Source organism: Terrabacter sp. R4-6 (genome assembly GCF_057529065.1).
In genome coordinates, this window is the sequence record NZ_CP197224.1 from 3,906,331 (window position 1) to 3,924,115 (window position 17,785).

General features: G+C 64.1%; 12 protein-coding genes and 1 pseudogene. 8 read left to right on the top strand and 5 right to left on the bottom strand.

Annotation, left to right across the window (positions count from 1 at the left end; translation table 11 throughout):
• Positions 1 to 237: 237 nt before the first annotated feature.
• The gene (locus tag ACSSS0_RS18125) at positions 238 to 1,305 is read right to left on the bottom strand and encodes a hypothetical protein (protein WP_487229091.1); all 1,068 of its coding nucleotides are present in this window, start codon (positions 1,303 to 1,305) and stop codon (positions 238 to 240) included.
• A 272-nt stretch (positions 1,306 to 1,577) separates the two neighbouring features.
• On the opposite strand from ACSSS0_RS18125, the gene ACSSS0_RS18130 reads away from it, so the two are divergent.
• Together ACSSS0_RS18130 and ACSSS0_RS18135 are read left to right on the top strand one after the other, a co-directional pair.
• Positions 1,578 to 1,700 (top strand): hypothetical protein, encoded by a 123-nt coding sequence (locus ACSSS0_RS18130; protein WP_487229092.1) that lies wholly within the window; start codon positions 1,578 to 1,580, stop codon positions 1,698 to 1,700.
• A gap of 702 nt (positions 1,701 to 2,402) precedes the next feature.
• Positions 2,403 to 2,969 (top strand): hypothetical protein, encoded by a 567-nt coding sequence (locus tag ACSSS0_RS18135; RefSeq protein ID WP_487229093.1) that lies wholly within the window; start codon positions 2,403 to 2,405, stop codon positions 2,967 to 2,969.
• Positions 2,970 to 3,046: 77 nt separating this feature from the next.
• Here ACSSS0_RS18135 and ACSSS0_RS18140 read toward each other — a convergent pair whose 3' ends face one another.
• Positions 3,047 to 4,036 (bottom strand): S1C family serine protease, encoded by a 990-nt coding sequence (locus ACSSS0_RS18140; RefSeq protein WP_487229094.1) that lies wholly within the window; start codon positions 4,034 to 4,036, stop codon positions 3,047 to 3,049.
• Between the two features lie 225 nt (positions 4,037 to 4,261).
• Between ACSSS0_RS18140 and ACSSS0_RS18145 the strand changes: the two genes are divergently transcribed.
• The 4 genes from ACSSS0_RS18145 (at position 4,262) to ACSSS0_RS18160 (ending at position 11,354) form a co-directional block, all read left to right on the top strand.
• Positions 4,262 to 4,687, top strand: a complete 426-nt coding sequence (locus tag ACSSS0_RS18145) for a hypothetical protein (protein WP_487229095.1) — start codon at positions 4,262 to 4,264, stop codon at positions 4,685 to 4,687.
• An 873-nt stretch (positions 4,688 to 5,560) separates the two neighbouring features.
• Entirely contained in the window at positions 5,561 to 7,510 is a 1,950-nt protein-coding gene (locus ACSSS0_RS18150; RefSeq protein ID WP_487229096.1) for a site-specific DNA-methyltransferase, read from the top strand.
• Positions 7,510 to 9,831, top strand: a complete 2,322-nt coding sequence (locus tag ACSSS0_RS18155; RefSeq protein ID WP_487229097.1) for a DEAD/DEAH box helicase — start codon at positions 7,510 to 7,512, stop codon at positions 9,829 to 9,831. The genes ACSSS0_RS18150 and ACSSS0_RS18155 overlap by 1 nt, the downstream gene beginning before the upstream one ends.
• Positions 9,832 to 9,938: 107 nt before the next feature.
• Complete coding sequence (locus tag ACSSS0_RS18160) at positions 9,939 to 11,354, top strand: MBL fold metallo-hydrolase (protein ID WP_487229098.1); 1,416 nt, start codon at positions 9,939 to 9,941, stop codon at positions 11,352 to 11,354.
• Positions 11,355 to 11,753: 399 nt separating this feature from the next.
• Here the strand turns inward: ACSSS0_RS18160 and ACSSS0_RS18165 are convergent, their stop codons facing one another.
• Both ACSSS0_RS18165 and ACSSS0_RS18170 read right to left on the bottom strand, forming a co-directional pair.
• The gene (locus tag ACSSS0_RS18165; RefSeq protein WP_487229099.1) at positions 11,754 to 12,767 is read right to left on the bottom strand and encodes a 5-methylcytosine restriction system specificity protein McrC; all 1,014 of its coding nucleotides are present in this window, start codon (positions 12,765 to 12,767) and stop codon (positions 11,754 to 11,756) included.
• Between the two features lie 167 nt (positions 12,768 to 12,934).
• Entirely contained in the window at positions 12,935 to 14,839 is a 1,905-nt protein-coding gene (locus tag ACSSS0_RS18170) for an MrcB family domain-containing protein (protein ID WP_487229100.1), read from the bottom strand.
• Positions 14,840 to 15,105: 266 nt separating this feature from the next.
• Between ACSSS0_RS18170 and ACSSS0_RS18175 the strand changes: the two are divergent.
• Positions 15,106 to 15,446 (top strand): annotated as a pseudogene (locus tag ACSSS0_RS18175) (ATPase, T2SS/T4P/T4SS family); the annotation flags it as partial.
• Between the two features lie 8 nt (positions 15,447 to 15,454).
• Here ACSSS0_RS18175 and ACSSS0_RS18180 read toward each other — a convergent pair.
• Positions 15,455 to 16,339, bottom strand: coding sequence for a hypothetical protein (locus ACSSS0_RS18180; RefSeq protein ID WP_487229101.1), 885 nt, complete (start codon positions 16,337 to 16,339; stop codon positions 15,455 to 15,457).
• 165 nt (positions 16,340 to 16,504) lie between these two features.
• Between ACSSS0_RS18180 and ACSSS0_RS18185 the strand changes: the two genes are divergently transcribed.
• On the top strand, positions 16,505 to 16,783 hold the full coding sequence (locus tag ACSSS0_RS18185) for a hypothetical protein (protein ID WP_487229102.1): 279 nt from the start codon (positions 16,505 to 16,507) through the stop codon (positions 16,781 to 16,783).
• Positions 16,784 to 17,785 lie beyond the last annotated feature (1,002 nt).

Consider the following 17,785-nt stretch of genomic DNA (forward strand, 5'->3'; position numbering starts at 1 on the left):
AGCCCGCGAAGGACGTCACGGTCGGACCCCTCGTGGTCCTGAACGGTCACGTCAGCCCGCCACCACCGCCATCGCTGCCGGCTCACTCGGATGTGGCTCGCCTGCTCGGCCGGGATGAGAACCTCGCCCTGGTCGTCCCGCACGAGAAGCCCGTCCCTGGTGATCGAGAGGGACCAGCGCTCATTCGCCGGAGACCATGCCGGCGCGTCGACCTTCATGTTGAGGTCTCCCGGACCGTCAGGCGTGAGGCAGGGCGAGCGGGACGTCCTCGAGCCAGTCCCGGGTCACGTCGGTAGACCTAGCGACCTGCAGGGTGACCTCCGCTCGGAGCGGCGACCCCCGGAGCGTGGCCCGGCAGACAGGCATCCTGCCTCGAGCGGCGACCTGAGCAACGAGATCTCGCATCTGCGCCGACATGGCCTTCGTCAGCACGCCAACCCGCTCGCCCATCAGTCGGACCTCAACGGCCTCGTAGGGCGTCGAACGCTGCGTCCTCGCCTCCTGTGCTAGGTGGAGAGTGACCGCCAAGTAGCGCTCGTGGTCGCTGACGTACCGAGTAAGCACCTCCATGTGGTATTCCTCGCGGGTCGCCTGCACCGACTTGCCGCGCGGGAGTACGTGGTACGGCTCATCCGGAAACGCGCTGAAGGACTGAACCCCACGAGCCGGCGGGAGCCAGACCACGACGTTGGAGTTCAGCCCGCCCCCGTGCCGCGGCATGGCCCACACCCGCGCCGGGACTGCCAGGTGGGTCTCCTCCTCAGCAAGCTCGGAGAGCGGCCCGTGGTACTCACTGGCGGTCTCCCGGGCGAGGAAGCCGACCATGCAACCCTCGACCCACACCGACACGGCCTGTGGGTCGTCGGGGTTGGTCGGGTCGGGCTCCAGATGTGCGGTGGCATCGTCGATCTCCCGCCCCTCTTGAGGGATGCGCATCCCGCGCTTCTTGAACAGCGACCTGATCTCGTCATCCCGATACGCCTCGCCAACGACGGCTGTGTAGACCGAGCTCGGTGCCCACGACTCCACCGCGCGGCCGGTCGGCGCCGGACTCCGGTAGTTCTTCTTCGACGATGGCCGTGGGGCCGAGGCCTGCCCCGGCGCAGGCGCCGGCGTGGCGTCGTGGAGCTGTCCGGCCGATGGCGAAGCCGCGCCGTCGCGGACCTGCGCCTCCGGCGGTGTCTTGCCCAGGCGGTTCCAAGCAATACCAGCGAGACCGACCACCAGGAGAACGACCCCGACTGCGGGACTGCCTGATGCGAAGGCGCCCAGGGCGAGAAGAAGGCAGATGAGGCCAATGATCACGGTGGTTCCCCTGTTCAACGAGCTGATACCCGATCTTGTCGCGCATCTCCCCCCGCGGCATGGGATTTGTAGCAAATGCCCCGGACCGCGGCTACCAGCCCCGTGTCATGCAGGAGAAGCCACTGTCGAACACGCGTTCGAGTATGCGCCACACTGGTGACGTGGCAGGTGGTTCAGGACGGGGACACGAGCACCCGATCCCTCCCGTGCCACCCAGCCGCCGCCACTGCTGGGTTCGAGGTGGTTCGGATGCGCCTGGGCCTCACCCCGGCATGGTGCTCGAGTGGCAGCAGCGCGACGGCGCATGGTTCGCCCTCGTCGCCTACGTCGTCGAGGCCGACCGCGTCCTCGTGCAGCAGTGGCTCTCGGCCGAGCTGCTCACCCGAATCGGTTGACCGGCGCCTGCCTCCCGGTCTGGTCACCGAAGCGCTGCGCAGTGCCACCGCCTAGACAGAGAATCGGGCATGATCATGATTCCCACCAGTGGAAGCGACGCCGACGACGCTTCGCCCTATGACCTTCCTCGGGGCGCTTGCCCGGCCTGCGGGAGCAGCCATGTCCGGCATCTTGTGATCGGGCTCCCCGCAGCGGCAGATGCCTTGACCGCGACGCCGTCCTGGGTGGAGTGGGTCGGGTGCATGCACCCGGGGTACGACCGGCAATGCGAGCGGTGCGGTCTTACATGGAGCGCGGAGGGCTGAGCGGCGTCAACTTCGGTGGTTCTCCACGGACGGGGAGACGGTAGTGAGATCAGCATCGTCACTGAGGCTTCCTGTTGTGCCGTCCCAAACAGAGCTCATCCGGGCACCGCGCCGCTCGGGCCCAGGGCTTCCCCTGCGAGCTAGTGTCGGCTATCGGTCTGGGTCGGGTCTTCGGAGCCACAAGGAAACAACGAGCCACAAGGAAACAACAGAGAACACCACTGGCGGAGGTGTCTTCTGTTGTTCACGTTATGGCTGGGCATCTGCATCCGACATCCGTGTCGGGGCTTGGGCCCTTGGACGTTGGCGGGACCTTCGTCACCTTCCGGAGTTCCGCCGTGGGCCCAGACGAGGCACTTGCGCTCATTTGTCCCCTTGGCGGGTACGTTGAGCGCCATGACGAACCTGGCGCGGGCAGCTGTACCTCTATTTCTGGTGTCCTTGGCGGTGACTGGTTGCGGCACCGCGGCTGACCAGACAGCCGCGCCGGCAGCCGCTTCGCCATCGGTCCCGCGCCCGTCGGTGGCGACGTCGGCCACCGTGAGCTCGCCTCCGTCGGCCACGACGACGACCGCGACCATGTCAGCCGCGCGTGACGCGTCGGCGGTGGCTGCCCGGGTGAAGGCGGCGGTGCCGTCCGTGACCAAGGTCGTCACCATTACGGAGGACAACGATCCGAACAACAAGGTCGGCCGTCCGGGCGGGTACGTGTCGGCCGCAACCTTGTACGACAAGGGCGTGTCCTGTTCCCAGCTCGGAGCTGAGTGCGGCGCATCTGTCGAGGTCTGGCCGGACGAGGCGTCGGCCACGCAGCGCTCCCAGTACATCCTCGCGATCCTGAAGGGCGCTAACGGGGCGCTGGGGGAGGAGTATCACACGCAGAACGGGCCAGTCCTGCTGCGCGTCACGGGGAAGCTGAAGCCATCTGTCGCCAAGAAGTACGAGGCCGCGTTCAGGCAGTGACCGCCGTGGAGCACTAGCGCTCAGTCTGTGGTCCGACCTCGCGCTCGGGCGGCCGGACTGCCTGGTAGCTGAGCAGGTCAGCTACACGCCGATTTGGCGATGACTTGGCATACGAGGCGGAACCTGATCGAGCCACCGAGCCCGGTGCCCCCGCCCCCGACGTCAATCGTGTTCACGCCCAAGATGTCGCCCTTCCGATCGAGCAGTGGTCCGCCTGAGTTGCCGTGATTGATGAGCGCAGAGGTCTGGTACCAGTCCCGCTCGATGCGCGAAATGATCCCGGTGGTGACAGTCCCCTCCAGACCGTACGGGGAGCCGATAGCAACGACGGGGTCGCCGACGGTCGCGGATGCGGCGACCTCAAGTGGTGAGAGCTTCGGCTTGATGTAGAGGATCGCGAGGTCGTTGTAGGTGTCGTAATCGCCTAGCGTCGCGGCAAACTTGGTGGTCCCCTGCGAGGCGTAAGGGTCGGGCCCGCCGACGAACGTGCACTCGTCGACGACGTGCTCGTTGGTCAGGATGGCCGTCTGGTAACCGCTGGGTGACGCGGCCTTGATGGCGAACCCTGACCCGAGGGCCGTGCCGCAGTGGACGGTGACGATGGAAGGCGTCGCCTTGTCGGCGACGCTCTTGGTATCGAGCGTGGCTGCCTTTGCCTCCTGCTGCGCCTTAGTGGCCTTCGAGGCTTGGTCGTTCGCCTTGGAGGCCTCACTGTTTGCCTTCGACGCGGCGTCATTTGCATTCCCCGCGTCTTTGCTGGCGGCCTTGGCTGCAGCCTCAGCCCCCGCCGCTCGTTTGCTCACGGTACCGAGGTCCGTGCGCAGATCCTTGATCAGTGAGGCCTGCTCACCCAAAGCCGCTGTCAACTCGGTGACCTTGGCATCGCCCTGACGCTGCTGCGCGGCACCGTAACCCACAACCCCCAAGTTCACGAGCAGGAGAACCGCGACCACCCAGGTCGCGACTCTTCCTTGACCTCGGCCAGGTACCGGAGAAAGGGCTTCGGGCAACGGTGAACCGTTCAGCGTTTCTGGTTCACGAACGGGTCGGTATGGGCTGGTGCTCACGAGATCCTCCACACGGTATATCCGGGCCTCGAGATCCCTGGCCCCCTGTCCACTGATCGTCGCACCACAGGAGCGGGTGATTTGTCGTTATCGGTTTTCACGCCGTGCGGGACTTTCGAGCCACGGGCCGCGCCGAGGATGGCCGGACGATCGGCACGCGTCGAGGGTTGACGTGACCGGCGGGGTTGCTGCACGACGACGAGACTCACAGCGAGAATGATTGCCATGAGCGTTCTCGCAGCCCTTCCGGTTGTCAGCGGCCGTCACCGCAATCGGGCCCTCGCCTCTGCCCGTCATGCCCGCGCCATCCAGCTCGCGACCGAGGGCCGCACCTACCAGGAGATCGCCGACGAGCTCGGCTACGCCAACCGCGGCACGGTGCACCACATCGTGCACGACGCGCTGGCCCGTGACCGCAAGGACGCTGTCGACGACCACCAGCAGCTCGAGCTGGCACGGCTGGACGTTCTGCAGGCCGCCCTGTGGGATAAGGCGATGGCCGGCGATGTGGAAGCGGCGCGTGAAGTCCGGGCGATCATTGAAGCTCGCTGCCGGCTGCTCGGGCTGAGGGAGCAGTCGAAGCCCCCTGCCGGGTTTACTCCGCTGACCGTGGTCTTGTCAGACGAGGACCGCGAGCTGCTCGATCTCTAGCGCCTATTCGTTGCATGTCTTGCGTTGCGCCGTTAGGGCGATGTGATCAGGGACCAGTGGACGCAAAAAGGGCACCGGCCCCCTCCCGCAGAGGTGGAGGGGGGTCGTTGGCGGCTCGTACCTGCGGGCTCGACGTATTGCTTCCGACGGTCGTTCCACGCAATCTTCGCGGCACGACCAGTCGACAAGGTTCGTCGGATCGGACGACTCACGACGGTGTCGGTCCGGGCTCCCACACGGCAGTGACAAGTGCAGCCAGCAGGATGAGTAACCCGGGGCCCGTGGGCAAGTGGCCTGTTAACAGCAGGTCAGCGACCCTGCAAGCCAACTCTGCCGCGCCCTGTGAAAATCACCCAACTCAGGAGGAAGGCCGAGCGGGCGCGCTGGTCCAGCTGCGCCGCGACCTCCGAAGGTGTGAAGTTCAGGAGGATGGCCGTCAGCCGCCCTCCTGAAGCGGCTAACAGAGCGTCAATCACGGCGCTGCGACGTCGCCGATGAGCTGAGCGGCCTGCGGCGCCCGTTCCGCGAGGAGCAAACCTGCCTGCGATCAGGTGGTTACCACGCGAGAGATCCACCCTCATCCAGCCGCCTCATCGCGTCGTGCGCACGGCTCGCGGCGACAACACCCACCTCTGCGGCCGCGGAGGATGAGGTGGGCGCGATGCTCCTTCTAGAAGGTGCCGTCAGGCGCTGACCCTTGAGCCGCGGCCATCATTCGCCCCGGCGCGGGCATCACGCCCGACCAATCGACCCCACCGTCTCGACGACGGTCGGGCACGGGAAGGATGGGCACTGTCGGTCCTTGTTGATCGACTATGCGAGGAGCACGGGCGACTAGGGTCGGCTACGACTTGTGGAACGAAAGAGGGATACGTGGACGCGCTGGATGATCTTGAACTGCTGAGCAAGGATGAACTCATCGAGATGCTCCGTGCGCAGGCCACCGAGGCCGGGGTCAAGCTAACTTTCCCTGGCAAGGCGATGTCCCGGAGGATCACGCGACGGGTCCGGCCGCGGGTGCAGAGGACCATCGCCAAGTACGGCGCTGGTTCCGCGGAGCAACGCGCTAAGAGCCTGCTGATCGAGGGCGACAACCTCCAAGCTCTCGCCACGCTGTACCGAGAGCGGGGTCAGGTCGACCTGATCTTGACCGATCCGCCGTACAACACCGGTGGCGACTGGCGGTACAACGACAAGTGGGACGAAGACCCCAACGACCCCGGCATCGGTGATTTAGTCCGGAGCGATGACACCGCTAAGCACACCAAGTGGATGAAGTTCATGTACCCGCGGCTGCTGTTAATGAAGCAGATGCTCAAGCCGACCGGGGTGCTGGCCATCTGCATCGACCACCGCGAGCTGTTCCACCTCGGGCAGATGCTCGATGAACTATTCGGCGAGACAAACCGCCTGGCGATCATCAATTGGGAGAAGTCGTACTCGCCCCGCTCGGACAAGGAGCACGTCTCCACTGCCACCGAGTACGTCCTCGTGTACGCCAAGGACGAGGAGCGGGCAAAGACTGCGCTGATGCCTCGCAGCGAGGAGATGGACGCCCGGTACCAGCGCCGTGATGGGGACGAGCGCGCATGGAAGTCCGGTGATCTCTCGGCGGGTAAGGGGCCCACCAACCAGCCGATGGTGTACGCGATCCAGTCGCCGTTCACCGGCGAGATGCACTACCCGCCGGAGGGGAACTGCTGGCGGATCCCTCGCCGCGAGGTCAAGAAGATTCTGGAGCAGTGGGGCGTTCGCTATGTGGAGCGTGACCTCGAGGACGACGCCCGTCGTGCTACGGCGGCGGGAGTGCGGGCCGATGAGATCCAGCCCCGCGTCAAGGGCCTGGTGCTCGCTGACGAACTGAATGTGGCCAAGGCGGCGGCGGCGAAGGTGCTCGACACGGGGCCGTGGCCCATCGTGTACTTCGGGGTCGATGGCAAGGGACGGCCGGCCCACAAGCGGTACCTCGAGGACGTCAAGAAGGGTGTCGTGCCGATGACCTTCTGGGCCAGCGATGAGCACGAGTTTCCGGAGATGCTCGGCTCGGTGTCGTGGGAGCACGAACAGTCGGGGCACTCCCAGACCGGGGTCAACGAGCTGAGCGCCATCGTGGGCAAGGATCACAACTTCAAGACGGTCAAGCCACTCAGGCTGTTCGAGAAGATCATCCAGATCTGGTGCCCGGACAGCGGCACCGTCCTGGACCCCTTCGCAGGATCTGGGACCAGCGGCCATGCCGTTCTTGCCCTCAACGACGCAGTCGGCGCCGATCGGCGGTTCGTCCTGATCGAGCAGGGGCGCCCTGAGAAGGGTGACTCCTACGCCAAGACCCTCACCGCGGATCGGCTGCAGCGCGTCGTGTCCGGCGACTGGGCGAATCGCAAGGGCGTGCCTTTGGGTGGCGGCTACGAGTTCCGCTCACTAACCAAAACCGTCGACGCTACCGCACTACTCGCCATGGAGCGTGAGGAGATGGTGGACACGGTGGTCGCGTCCTACTTCGACTCCGCCCGACGACGGGGCCAGTCGCTGATCCGAGTCTCCGACCCTGCCTACGAGTATCTCGTCGCCCGGAACGCCGAGGACGAAGGGTTCTACCTCGTCTGGGGCGGTGTGGATGGCAACACCGACTTCAACGAGGACGTGTACGAGGCATGCGTCGCCGAAGGGGAGAAGGCCAGCCTCAAGCCGGTGTACCACGTATATTCGCGATTCAACGTGTTCATGACCCCCGGGGTGCACTGGTACCAAATCCCGGATCGGATTCTGGCCGACTTCGGCCTAGACATCCGCACCGAGGCATTCACTGAAGAGGATCACTGATGCTGTCTCTGTTCCAGTTCCAGGAGGATGCGGCGGCGACCATTTCGCAGCGGGTGTCTGACTACCTGGAGGCCCCTGCCAGGATGACGGTCAACCGGAAGCCGCACGTGGCGCCGTTCTTCCAGTCGCTGGGCGCGCTCACCGGCGCCGGCAAGACCGTGATCCTCGCTGAGGCCGTGTCTCAGATCTCGGATCTGATGCCAATCAAGCCAGTCATATTGTGGCTGTCTAAGGGCAAGGTCGTGGTGCAGCAGACCTACGCCAACCTCTCGGCGGGCGGCAAGTACCACCATCTCCTCGATGGCATGGCCGTCGATGCACTGGCCAACTACAAGCCGGAGGTCGTGGAGGAAGCCAGCCAGCCGCTGGTCTACTTCGCCACGGTGGGGACGTTCAACCAGAAAGACAAGGAGGGGTCCACCCTCCTGATCCACAAGTCCGAAGTGGACAACATGGAGCAGTCCGTCTGGAAGGCGCTCGGGAAGCGCCTCGACTCCGAGGGCAACCGGCGTCCGCTGATCGTGGTCTACGACGAGGCCCAGAACCTCTCCAATCAGCAGACCGACCTGCTGATGGAGCTGGAGCCGGACGGCTTTCTGGTCGCCTCCGCGACGATGCGACTGCCCACCAAGATCGGCACCGAGATCGGATACATCCAGACCGCCGGATACCCCGAGTCCGAGCTGATCACCAAAGTGAAGACGGCGGACGTGGTCAAAGAGGGTCTGGTCAAGAGCACGGTCCTCCTGGAGGGGTACAACACCCCGATGGAGGAGACCGTCGCTCAGCTCCTCGCGGACATGAAGTCGGCCACGGATGAGGCGACCATTCTGGGTCTGGACCTCCACCCCAAGGCGATCTACGTCTGCAACACCAACGTGGTCGCGAACACGCCCAACCAGATCGACAGCCCGAAGCAACCCTTCGCGCAGCGCCAGGCCCCGCCCATCTTGATCTGGCGGTATCTCACCGAGCAGATGGGTGTAGACCCGGTGAAGGTGGCGGTGTACTCGGACTTGAAGACCGATAAGGAGTTCCCGCTCCCGGACGACTTTGTCCTCTTCAAGGGTGGGGACAAGGACTACGAGGCGTTCACTTCCGGGGACTACCAGCACGTCATCTTCAACCTGACGCTGCAAGAGGGCTGGGATGACCCCTCGGTTTACTTCGCCTATATCGACAAGTCCATGGAGTCCACGGTTCAGATCACACAAGTGATCGGCCGCGTGCTCCGTCAACCGGGGGCGAAGCACTACCCCTCGGATCGGCTCAACTCTGCGCACTTCTACGTTCGGGTGGACAAGAACTCTGTCTTCAACGACGTCATGGAGGACGTCCAGAAGCAGCTGGGTGGCGACGAATCCGGCATCAGGATCGTGGTCACCAAACCAGGTGCTACTAAGCCCGATGAATACATGCCCAAGGTGACGGTGACCGTCCCCGAAACTGGTTCCGACTCCTCACTGGCCCAGTCTGACATCGCCACGCTGCTGGATGGGTTCGCGGACTACCGTACGGATCAGACCAACACCAGGGGTGCCGGCAGCCGCCGTGTGCTCCGCCTGAGGGTCGGCCAGTCCGGCCAGGCGGAGGGCTGGGAGGAGTACCAGCACTCCGCAGAGGCATCGGCGAGATGGGTCTTTCACCGAGAGATACAGCGGCAGTTTAAAGAGGCTCTCGGTGTGGTCAACCTCGCGGACAAGAAACTGGACGCCATCATCGGTATCGGCTCTGCCGCGCAGAAGCAGGTGATCAGGCTGGCCGATGACGTTGTGAAGGCCTACGTAAAAGGTGTCCGTCTCGTGCAGCGTAGATCTAACCCGTTCACAGTCGGCTCCGTTATGGGCAGACCTGATGAGCTGATTAAGTACGACAACGCGGTGCACGACGGGTACTCAGGGCTAAACGGTGAGGAGAAGGCATTCGCAGCCGCCATCGACGACACCGGACTGACCTGGGCCCGGAACCCCGTCCGAAGCGGCTACAAGCTGCCCCTGATCACCGTCGGACCCACCTCCTTTTTCTACCCGGACTTCCTGGTCTGGACGGAGGAGCGGGTCGTCCTGGTGGACACGAAGGGCGAGCACCTGATCAGAGAAACCGCAGCGCGGAAGATGCTCAGGATCAAGGCGGCCTCGATAGGTCCTCGCTTGGACGTGCAGTTCGTCTCCGTTGGCCACTACGACGACGGCCTTAACCAGACGAGCCGGGAGGGGTACACGGCGTGGGGTCTCGCGGACGACGGCACCATCACGGTGAGGTCTTTCGATGACCTCAAGGCGCTGATCAAGTACCTGGTGGACGACAAGCTGCACCCCTGAGCACGGCGGGGCGCTGGCTCGCGCCATCCCGAACGGCACAGCTCCGACCCGGATGATTCGCGGAGTCGCTTGTAGAGGAGTCATGATTCGGAAGGCAGGGTGACTTTGTGGCAACGCTGATCAACCCTGGCGGGACGGGGAGACGGGGACAGGATGCCTTCCTCGGGGAGTCGCACATGTGGGCCGCATCCACGGCTTGGTGCGGGGACTGCGGCTCCGCCTTGGGCTTCATCCGCGACCAAGCCGCGAAGGTGGTTGTGGACCTCGGCAAGCGGAGCAGCGGCGCCGGCGAGCGGGCGGCCGAGTTCAACCCGGACATCTTGATCCTGACTCATTCAGATGATGACCATATCGGAGGCTTCGAGGCGCTTGCGAGCGCATGGCCGGATCGGCTACGTGAGGTCTGGGTGCCGTATGAGTGGGGTCTTCTCGCCGAGGCGCGCGCTGCGGTGACGGGACGGGATCACCCTCAACCAGAACGAGAGCTGCGGCCTCATCAGATTCGAGCGCTCGGGGTGATTGAAGAACCGGTTCCTGTGCCAGCCGCCGTAGTTATCAACGGCGACAGCGATGACGAGGTACTGGGATATCCATTCGAGTTCACGTGGGGGCAAATGCGCCACCTGGTCCACGGCGAGGTAGACGAGGTGATCGACTCCGATGTCCTCGAGGGTGCGATCACCGAGGTCATCGAGAAGGAGCGTGAGGCCAACCCCACCTGGCCGCCGGTACCGAACCCTGCGAAGGCGCAGCGCGTTGCGAAGGATGTCATCAAGAAGTCGGGTGCGATCCTTGAAATCCTTGCCAACGCTGCATTGCACGGGGCGCGGGTCCGCTACTTCTCGACAGACGCGGTCCGAGGAGACCGAGCCGAACCCTGGACCATCGAGGGGATGGCAGGGGTCGCCACCGTCGTTAACGCCGTCGAGGTCCATCGGCTCCCCGCGAAGTTCCGTGAACCCGCGCTTGCCCTCTACCTCGCACACCAGCTGACTGTGCAGAACCGTCGGGCATTGGCCGTGTTCCTGTGGGAGCGAGCCTGCCTCTGCGGGGTCGAACAGATCCGCGCCAGATTGGACCTGGAACGAGCCACTGACATCCCCATGAACATCTGGGAGACCCCACTCGTCCGCAACCAGTACGTCAAGCCATGGGGCGTATTGATCTGGAGCGACGGCGCTGGCGAGTCCTGTCGGGTCGGATGGGTAGGGGGAGTGGAGAACGACCTTGTGCCCTGGGAGCACATCGCCGCGATGACGGCCCCTCATCACGGCTCGAAGGGGGAGCCACATCAGGAGATCTGGGCTGCACTTGCCGAGGCCGAGAAGGTATTCGACCGGAAGATTCCCGTGCTCCTTGCGGGCGGAACCGGATCGCAGGGGACCTCGCAGCAGTACCTCGACATGCACCGCGAACTCCGAGCGTGCACCCGCTGCCGCCACCTCAAAGACAAGTCGAGCAAAACCGTCGTGTTCGCGGTCGATGGTCCGACAATCACGATCAGCCCTACATGTCGTAACTAGTGCAGCAACTCATCCAGCGTGGGCCAAAGCGCGAAGCGCTCGGAGAACGCGTGGCGCGATGCCGAGAGAAGTCTCCGGACTTACCGGGCGGTTCACTTTCGCGTCCGTGCGGGCGGAAGTTCCGGCCCAGATCTCGGCTCACCGGGGGGCGGACCAGCCAAGCCGGCGGGCGTGCGACCTAGGCCAGCCGGGTCTCCACGTCCGTCGCCAGCGCTGCTTGGAGCGGACCACCGGCATGACGATGGAGCTGCACTGCCTTTTCTCGAGTGCCGTGCTTGAAGGTGATGCGCCCACGTGACCATCCGTCGCCGTCGCCGTCTACACGACTCAGCGGAGCGCCTCGGTGTCGGCGTCTCGACTGTCTCCGACCCATTGAGGACGTCATCCCGATGGCGTTGGTCAGCTGACCGGCCCCGAGGCAGCCAACCACACGCGGGTCTGGTGGACCAGCAGCTCGGCGGATTTCTCAGGGGCGGCGTCGAGCTGCCACGAAAACCGTTCCAGCTCTATCCCGGCGACATTCACGCGCGCCGGCGGGGGAGATGCAGGGTTGAAATTGACCAGCAGTGCGCGAGTGCACTGGTGTGCGACTGCGAAGGCCAGGAGCTGGTACACGTCCGTGCGCCTCCACGACCCCGAGTCGATCGAGTACTTCACATCCCCGATCGCAGCGTCACCCAGTCTTAGGTCAGGGGTGAACCGCAACGGGGGGTAGTGCCTCGATTCCTTGCTGACCCCCGTCGTGTCTAGAAGGCCCTCGCGAAGGACTTCACGTATGCCGGCCTCAACGGCTTCCGGTGTGCGCCAGAGGAAGCACCAGGCGCGAGTCGTGCCGATGGCAAGCTCTCGCTGTCGGCCACGGAGGATGTGGAGCGCGAGGGGGACGGCGTCCCGATAGCGGGTTGTCTGCCTGTCGATCCCGACGCGAAGGTCATGTGCCGACGCCTCTGATACATCAGTGAAGCGGGCGAGGAGGCGTCTGGTGCGCCGCGCAGCGTCGGCGGGGAGAGTCCCGGAACTGAGCCCAAGTAGCAGGGCGGACTTTAGGACCCTGTTGAGGGCGATGTCCGAACGGAATTCCTCATATGAACATCGGATCCGTGTGTGGCCGCGAAGCAAGGCCCTCGAGAGGCTCAAGGAGTCGAGGGTCCCTCTGATGTAGGACAGTTCCCGAGCCTCGGAGACGTAGCCCTTGGCGAGGTCCGATCTCACAACAGCTTCCGTACTGCGCAGGAACCAGTCGTAGAGGAGGTGCCATAGGCTCTCTCCCGACGCCATCTCCGCCGCCAGATTCGACGTCGTTGGGAGCATGTGGCCACGCTGCAGGAGGTAGAAGAGGTGGTCGGTTTCGATCTTCGGGTCAACCGGCCAAGAGTCCGATCCGACTCCAACCAGTCCGATTGCCTCCGCCACGCGGACCTCCCATTGGCCCGATGTCGTGAACCGACACTGGATGAGGCTCGTCGCGAGTTCGCCTTCCTGGTCGGCTGCGGAGAGTTCCTCGCCTAGACCCTCTAGCGCCCGAGCACCCTCCTGAGTGAGCCCTGGGACTCGGCACCAAGTCGACTCGCGGAGCCGGGTCAAACCGACTGACTGGGCCATAGCTCGGTCAGCTGGAACTCGGCGTCAACGCGGTTCGGCTCATCGAAGAAGTACTCCTCGATGAGCGGTCGTACTTGGCGATGCCAGACTCCCCGTAGGGTCCGGGAGTCCAGACGCTCGCGCATGAAGAAACTGTGGCCGACGCCGTGGTGACGGTCGATGGCAGCCTCCAGTCGCCTGTTTAATTCAACGAACCCTTGGATGAGATCAGGCACCTCAAGGACGGCAGACCCGGCGTAGTAGTTGGCCAGGGCCGCATGGTCTGGGAAGACCTCGAAGTACTCGAACCGCCTGCGGAGCGCCGCGTCCACCGAGCGAATGCTCCTGTCGGCGGTGTTCATGGTTGCGAGGATCCGCACCTCCGCAGGTAACGCGAATTCACCTGAGAGTCGGAGCCTCGCTCGTTCACCCCGGTACTCGAGCAGATACATGAGTTCCCCGAACACCGACGGAATGTTTGCCCTGTTCATCTCATCGATGATCAACGTGCTTGGGCCGTTGGGGAGTGCCTGAACCAGGTTCAAGAGATGCCCAGGCTCGTTCTGGAAGACCACGGTCCCGTCCTTCGCCACAGGTCTGAGGCCCTGGATGAAGTCCTCGTATGCGTAGGAGGGGTGGAACTGGACCAGGTCATATGCCGATGATGCGGCCGAGGAGCCAATCTGGGCGAGACGCTTCGCGAGCCATGTCTTCCCTGTCCCGGGAGGTCCCGCAAGGATCAGTTGAGGTTGGCGGCCTCGGAGTACGTCAACCATCTCCTGCAGTACATCAACGGAGATGCCCGAATCCGCTGCTAGCTTCTCAATTTCGTCGCCTGCGTTGGTTGGGCTCGTGGCGGACAGCGGCTTCCTGATCGATTCGGGCTTGGGCATCGATGCTGTGGGGGTGCCTGCATCACCCGGGAAGCCGCTGTGGACGTAGGTGAAGCTAGGTCGACCAGCGAAGCTCTCTTGCACCGACGTTCCGTTGCCGGCCGAGAACAAGCCCTCGCCGGCCCACGAGGTAGGCATTGATTCGAAGTCGGCCAACTTCATGGCCAGCCGACCATCGATGGGCGCGGCGCCTGGCGCAAGCAACTGGGGCTCCGCTTCAACGTCGACCTTGGAAGTGGTCAGGTCGACAAGTCGGGTCCGCCACGAGTCGCCGGCGGCGTACAGGTACACGTATGTGTCTATGTCCTGTGCGAGCTGCGCTCGCATCTGCTCCAGCTTGGGGGTCGCGATCCGGGTGTTCGTGACCCACCAGGCAGAGCCATTAGAGTCCGCGATCGCCTTGCGCGACGTGACTATGCCAGGCCCCGATAGGTCTTCAACCCATGGGTAGACAAGATGCGTCGGCTCCATCGATTCGTGGAATCGGAGTCCTGCCGCGTATGCGTTGTCGGCGAACTCAAGGAATCGGTCGAGGTCCTCACGCAGTTCCTCCTCGGGCGGCATCTGCTCCCTGGGGTAGACCTTTGTCACCACAGTTCCCTTGATGTACTCCGCCGCTCGCCCCCCCTGTTTCGAGAGCTCGGGGACCAAGGAGAGGTCCGCGCTGTTCGGGCAGAACTCGCGCAAGGCAGTCGTACGTGCCCGGAGGGCACCGAGGCTCCCTACCTTGGAGGTTCCCAGACCAAAGCTCAGATTCACCGCCTTCCCGTCCGACGCGAGTTGGTACACCACGTAGTAGCCCGATTGCGGGTCAGGGGTCTCTACGCCCTTCGGGAAGGCAATCACCCAAGGGATGTCGGCGGGAATGGTCTGTCCCTCGCTGTGTCGGGTGACATGGCCTGGCGAGAGCTCCTCGATCGCCGCGCGGACCTCCTTCAATGCGACCTGAAGAGCCGTTCGCTCGTCCTGGCTGCGGTCAGGTTTGGTACGACTGGCCGCAGTCAGCAGCAACGAACGCAATGATGCCATCTCTACCTCCACGCGATACCGCCCTCTTGGGCATGTCAGGCAACCTATACGCGCCAGCCCCTCGCCTGCCGCGGACACAGTCCGTATCTATTGGCCAAGTTCTCGTGAGGTCTCAAGGACCTCTCACGCATGGTTCGCCACGTAGAAGTAGCGCAGAACACTCAGGCGGCGTCGCGGGCCAACATGCGGGCTCTCCGGATCTCAGGTCGTGTGGGACGTCGACCGACTCACCCGGACCCGGATGCTCAAAGAGCAGCGGCCGGCGCGTCGACCTCAGCAGCCCCTTCGTCGACGCGACGCTCGCCGACGGCTCACGGCTCCATGTCGTCATCCCCGACATCAGCAGAGCCCACTGGCAGGTCAACATCCGCAAGTTCGTCGTCAAGGCCGACCACCTCGACGATCTCGTCCGGCTCGGCACGATGCCACGACAGGCGGCGACGTTCCTCGAGGCCGCGGTAGCGAGCGGTCTCAACGTGCTCGTCGCAGGAGGAACTCAGGCAGGCAAGACGACGCTCCTCAACTGCCTCGCCGCAGCCATCTGCCGCGCGAGCGCATCGTCACGTGCGAGGAGGTCTTCGAGTTGGAGAATGCTGCTTAATCATTGTTCTGAAGGCGCGCGCGGGTCATCGTGACGTCATAGGGGGTCGCGATCTCTGCGTTTGACGTCCGTGCGGCCACCGCAGCTGCTATTTCTGCCAGCAGTCGATCCATTGAGTCCTTGTAGGCCCTTGCGGCGGCAGACTCGATGCGCCCGGTGCGCATGGCATCCTCGATCAGTTGACGAGACTCGGCCTTACGGCTGCCGCCTTGCCAAACGAGGGCGACCACGGCCAGGAGCCCGCACCATGCCCAAGGGGTCCAGTCGACCGCGATGAGGATTGTGATCAGGATCAGTGCTGGGGCTGTCGTAATTCGAAGCTCGCCCTCGGCACGCATGCGATCGACCTCGGCGAAGAGGGCGGGTTCGTTGCCGACGAGGAGAGTTGCAGGTAGGTCGAGTTCCGATGTCGCTCGGTCCAGCGCCTCGCGATGTGCCGACTGGGCGCGCAACACCCACCGCTCTAGCTCCACATCGCTTGGGTTGGCGCCCAGAATCGCCTCATCTACCGCCATCCGTGTTTCCTCGATGAGTGCGCCGCTCGGCATGTCTCGAACACGCAGATTCTGGTGTGCCGGGTCGGCCTGGAACTCCCGGGCCATGCGCCGCCTCGCGGAGGGGGAAAGCTCACGCTCGAGGTAGTCGGTGACGATCTGCGTCACCGACCCAGCGAGATACGCGAGAGTGCCCACCGCAATACCCACCCATAGCGGACCCACCCCGGTTGCAAGTTGGTATGCCGAGCGAGCGATGGGGTTCTCCGGCGTCTTCGAGACGTCCGGCCGCGCCACGAGCCACGCGAACACCAGCCACAGGTACCCCGCGGTCAGCGGTGCGCGCATGTCGCGGAAGCCTGGCAGGGCGTTGGCAAGAATCTGCATGTCCCATACCGAACCACCCGGCGACGTCCCACGGTGGCGGACCCGACTATGGATCGCCGCGTCGCATGCATCCATACCTCTCGTGTAACGAGATGAACAGGCGGGCGGCGAGCGATGCGGCAAGGTGCAGGCGAAGCGTCCGCGCCCCACAGGACGGGACTAAAGATGATGCTCAAGCACGAGGACATCGTCATCGGCGTGATGAACAGGGAGATCGTGCTCAACGACTCGTGGGGCCGCGAGGGGTTCTACCGTCGCGACTACGAGCTGATCTACGACGAGGCCCTCAACCTCGTCGAGATCGACATCGACGGCGAGAAGGTCGACGACGCCGACTGCACGGCTATCGGCGTGTCCTGGGCATCTGTGGACGACACACACGGGTGCGTTATTTGTTGTCCACAGGGCGTGGATACATGTTTGCCCTGCTCAGCAGGCATGTGAGCCCGACATGGCCGATGAGTTTGCACAGTAATCCACACAGCTTGTCCACACCCGTGGACGGCGTGTCGTGCATCTGGGTCCACCGGTTGTCCACAGGCCCACACGTGCAGGGAGGAGTGTCTGTGGTGCAGGTCCCCGGGATTCGTGACAATGGAGGAGAACAACACCGCTGGGATTTACCAGCCTGGGTGACCTCAGGGACACCGAGCGCTGTCGGCGTCACGTTGTCCAATTGAGGAGGGCTCCGAGCAGCGGATCCCACGGATGGCAAGCCAAGGAGGACGATTGGCAAAGAGACGAAGACCACGAGCGTCGCGGGAGCCCGAAGGCCCCAAGCGACACAGGTCGGAGTGGCCGACCGCGGCGGATGTACGGATCTGGTTGATAGCCCTGGTCCCGTACATGCTCGCCGCGGTCGATCTCCTCAAGACCTACTGGCCGCCCATCCGGTAGCCGCGTGAGGCCGTATCGACGCTCGTCGGTACGGCCTCACTGTATTACCGATCGCCAACACAGGGCAGGGTCGGGCTCACATTGGGCGCCGGGGCTCGTGATCGATGACCCGCCGTGCCACCTCTTCATGGCAAACGTCAACAACATGACGTGTCCAGATGAGTCGGTTCAACTCGCTGGTGGTTGCGGCGCCGACCGTCGTGCCGATCGTGGCGGACGCCGCTGTGTTCTCCGCTCGAACTCGGTAGCCGCGGGGGAGCGAGGCGGCACCGACCGCGAAGTCGCTTGCCGTCACAGCGCCGTCGACCGAGGTCAGCCGCGACGATGGTCATCTCCGTCTGGCAAGAAGCGGTTTGCCGAGAAGCAACTGTTAGTCGCAGCGACCGCTGACCTCAAGTTGCACAACTCGTTTTCGAGAGGAAAGCGATGGACTTCCGGACCGAATCGATGCGCGGACGAAGACGCTCGCAGAGGCGGCGCTAAAGCGCTGGCCGAAGCACTGACCCCTTGAAACCCTTAACCATGCAGTTCTGGGGCAAGGTGACCTTT

Coding starts and splice junctions, on each gene's coding strand:
- ACSSS0_RS18185 (WP_487229102.1), top strand. CDS start 16,505: ATGATGCTCAAGCACGAGGACATCGTCATCGGCGTGATGAACAGGGAG.
- ACSSS0_RS18130 (WP_487229092.1), top strand. CDS start 1,578: ATGGTGCTCGAGTGGCAGCAGCGCGACGGCGCATGGTTCGCCCTCGTC.
- ACSSS0_RS18135 (WP_487229093.1), top strand. CDS start 2,403: ATGACGAACCTGGCGCGGGCAGCTGTACCTCTATTTCTGGTGTCCTTG.
- ACSSS0_RS18180 (WP_487229101.1), bottom strand. CDS start 16,339: ATGCAGATTCTTGCCAACGCCCTGCCAGGCTTCCGCGACATGCGCGCA.
- ACSSS0_RS18155 (WP_487229097.1), top strand. CDS start 7,510: ATGCTGTCTCTGTTCCAGTTCCAGGAGGATGCGGCGGCGACCATTTCG.
- ACSSS0_RS18145 (WP_487229095.1), top strand. CDS start 4,262: ATGAGCGTTCTCGCAGCCCTTCCGGTTGTCAGCGGCCGTCACCGCAAT.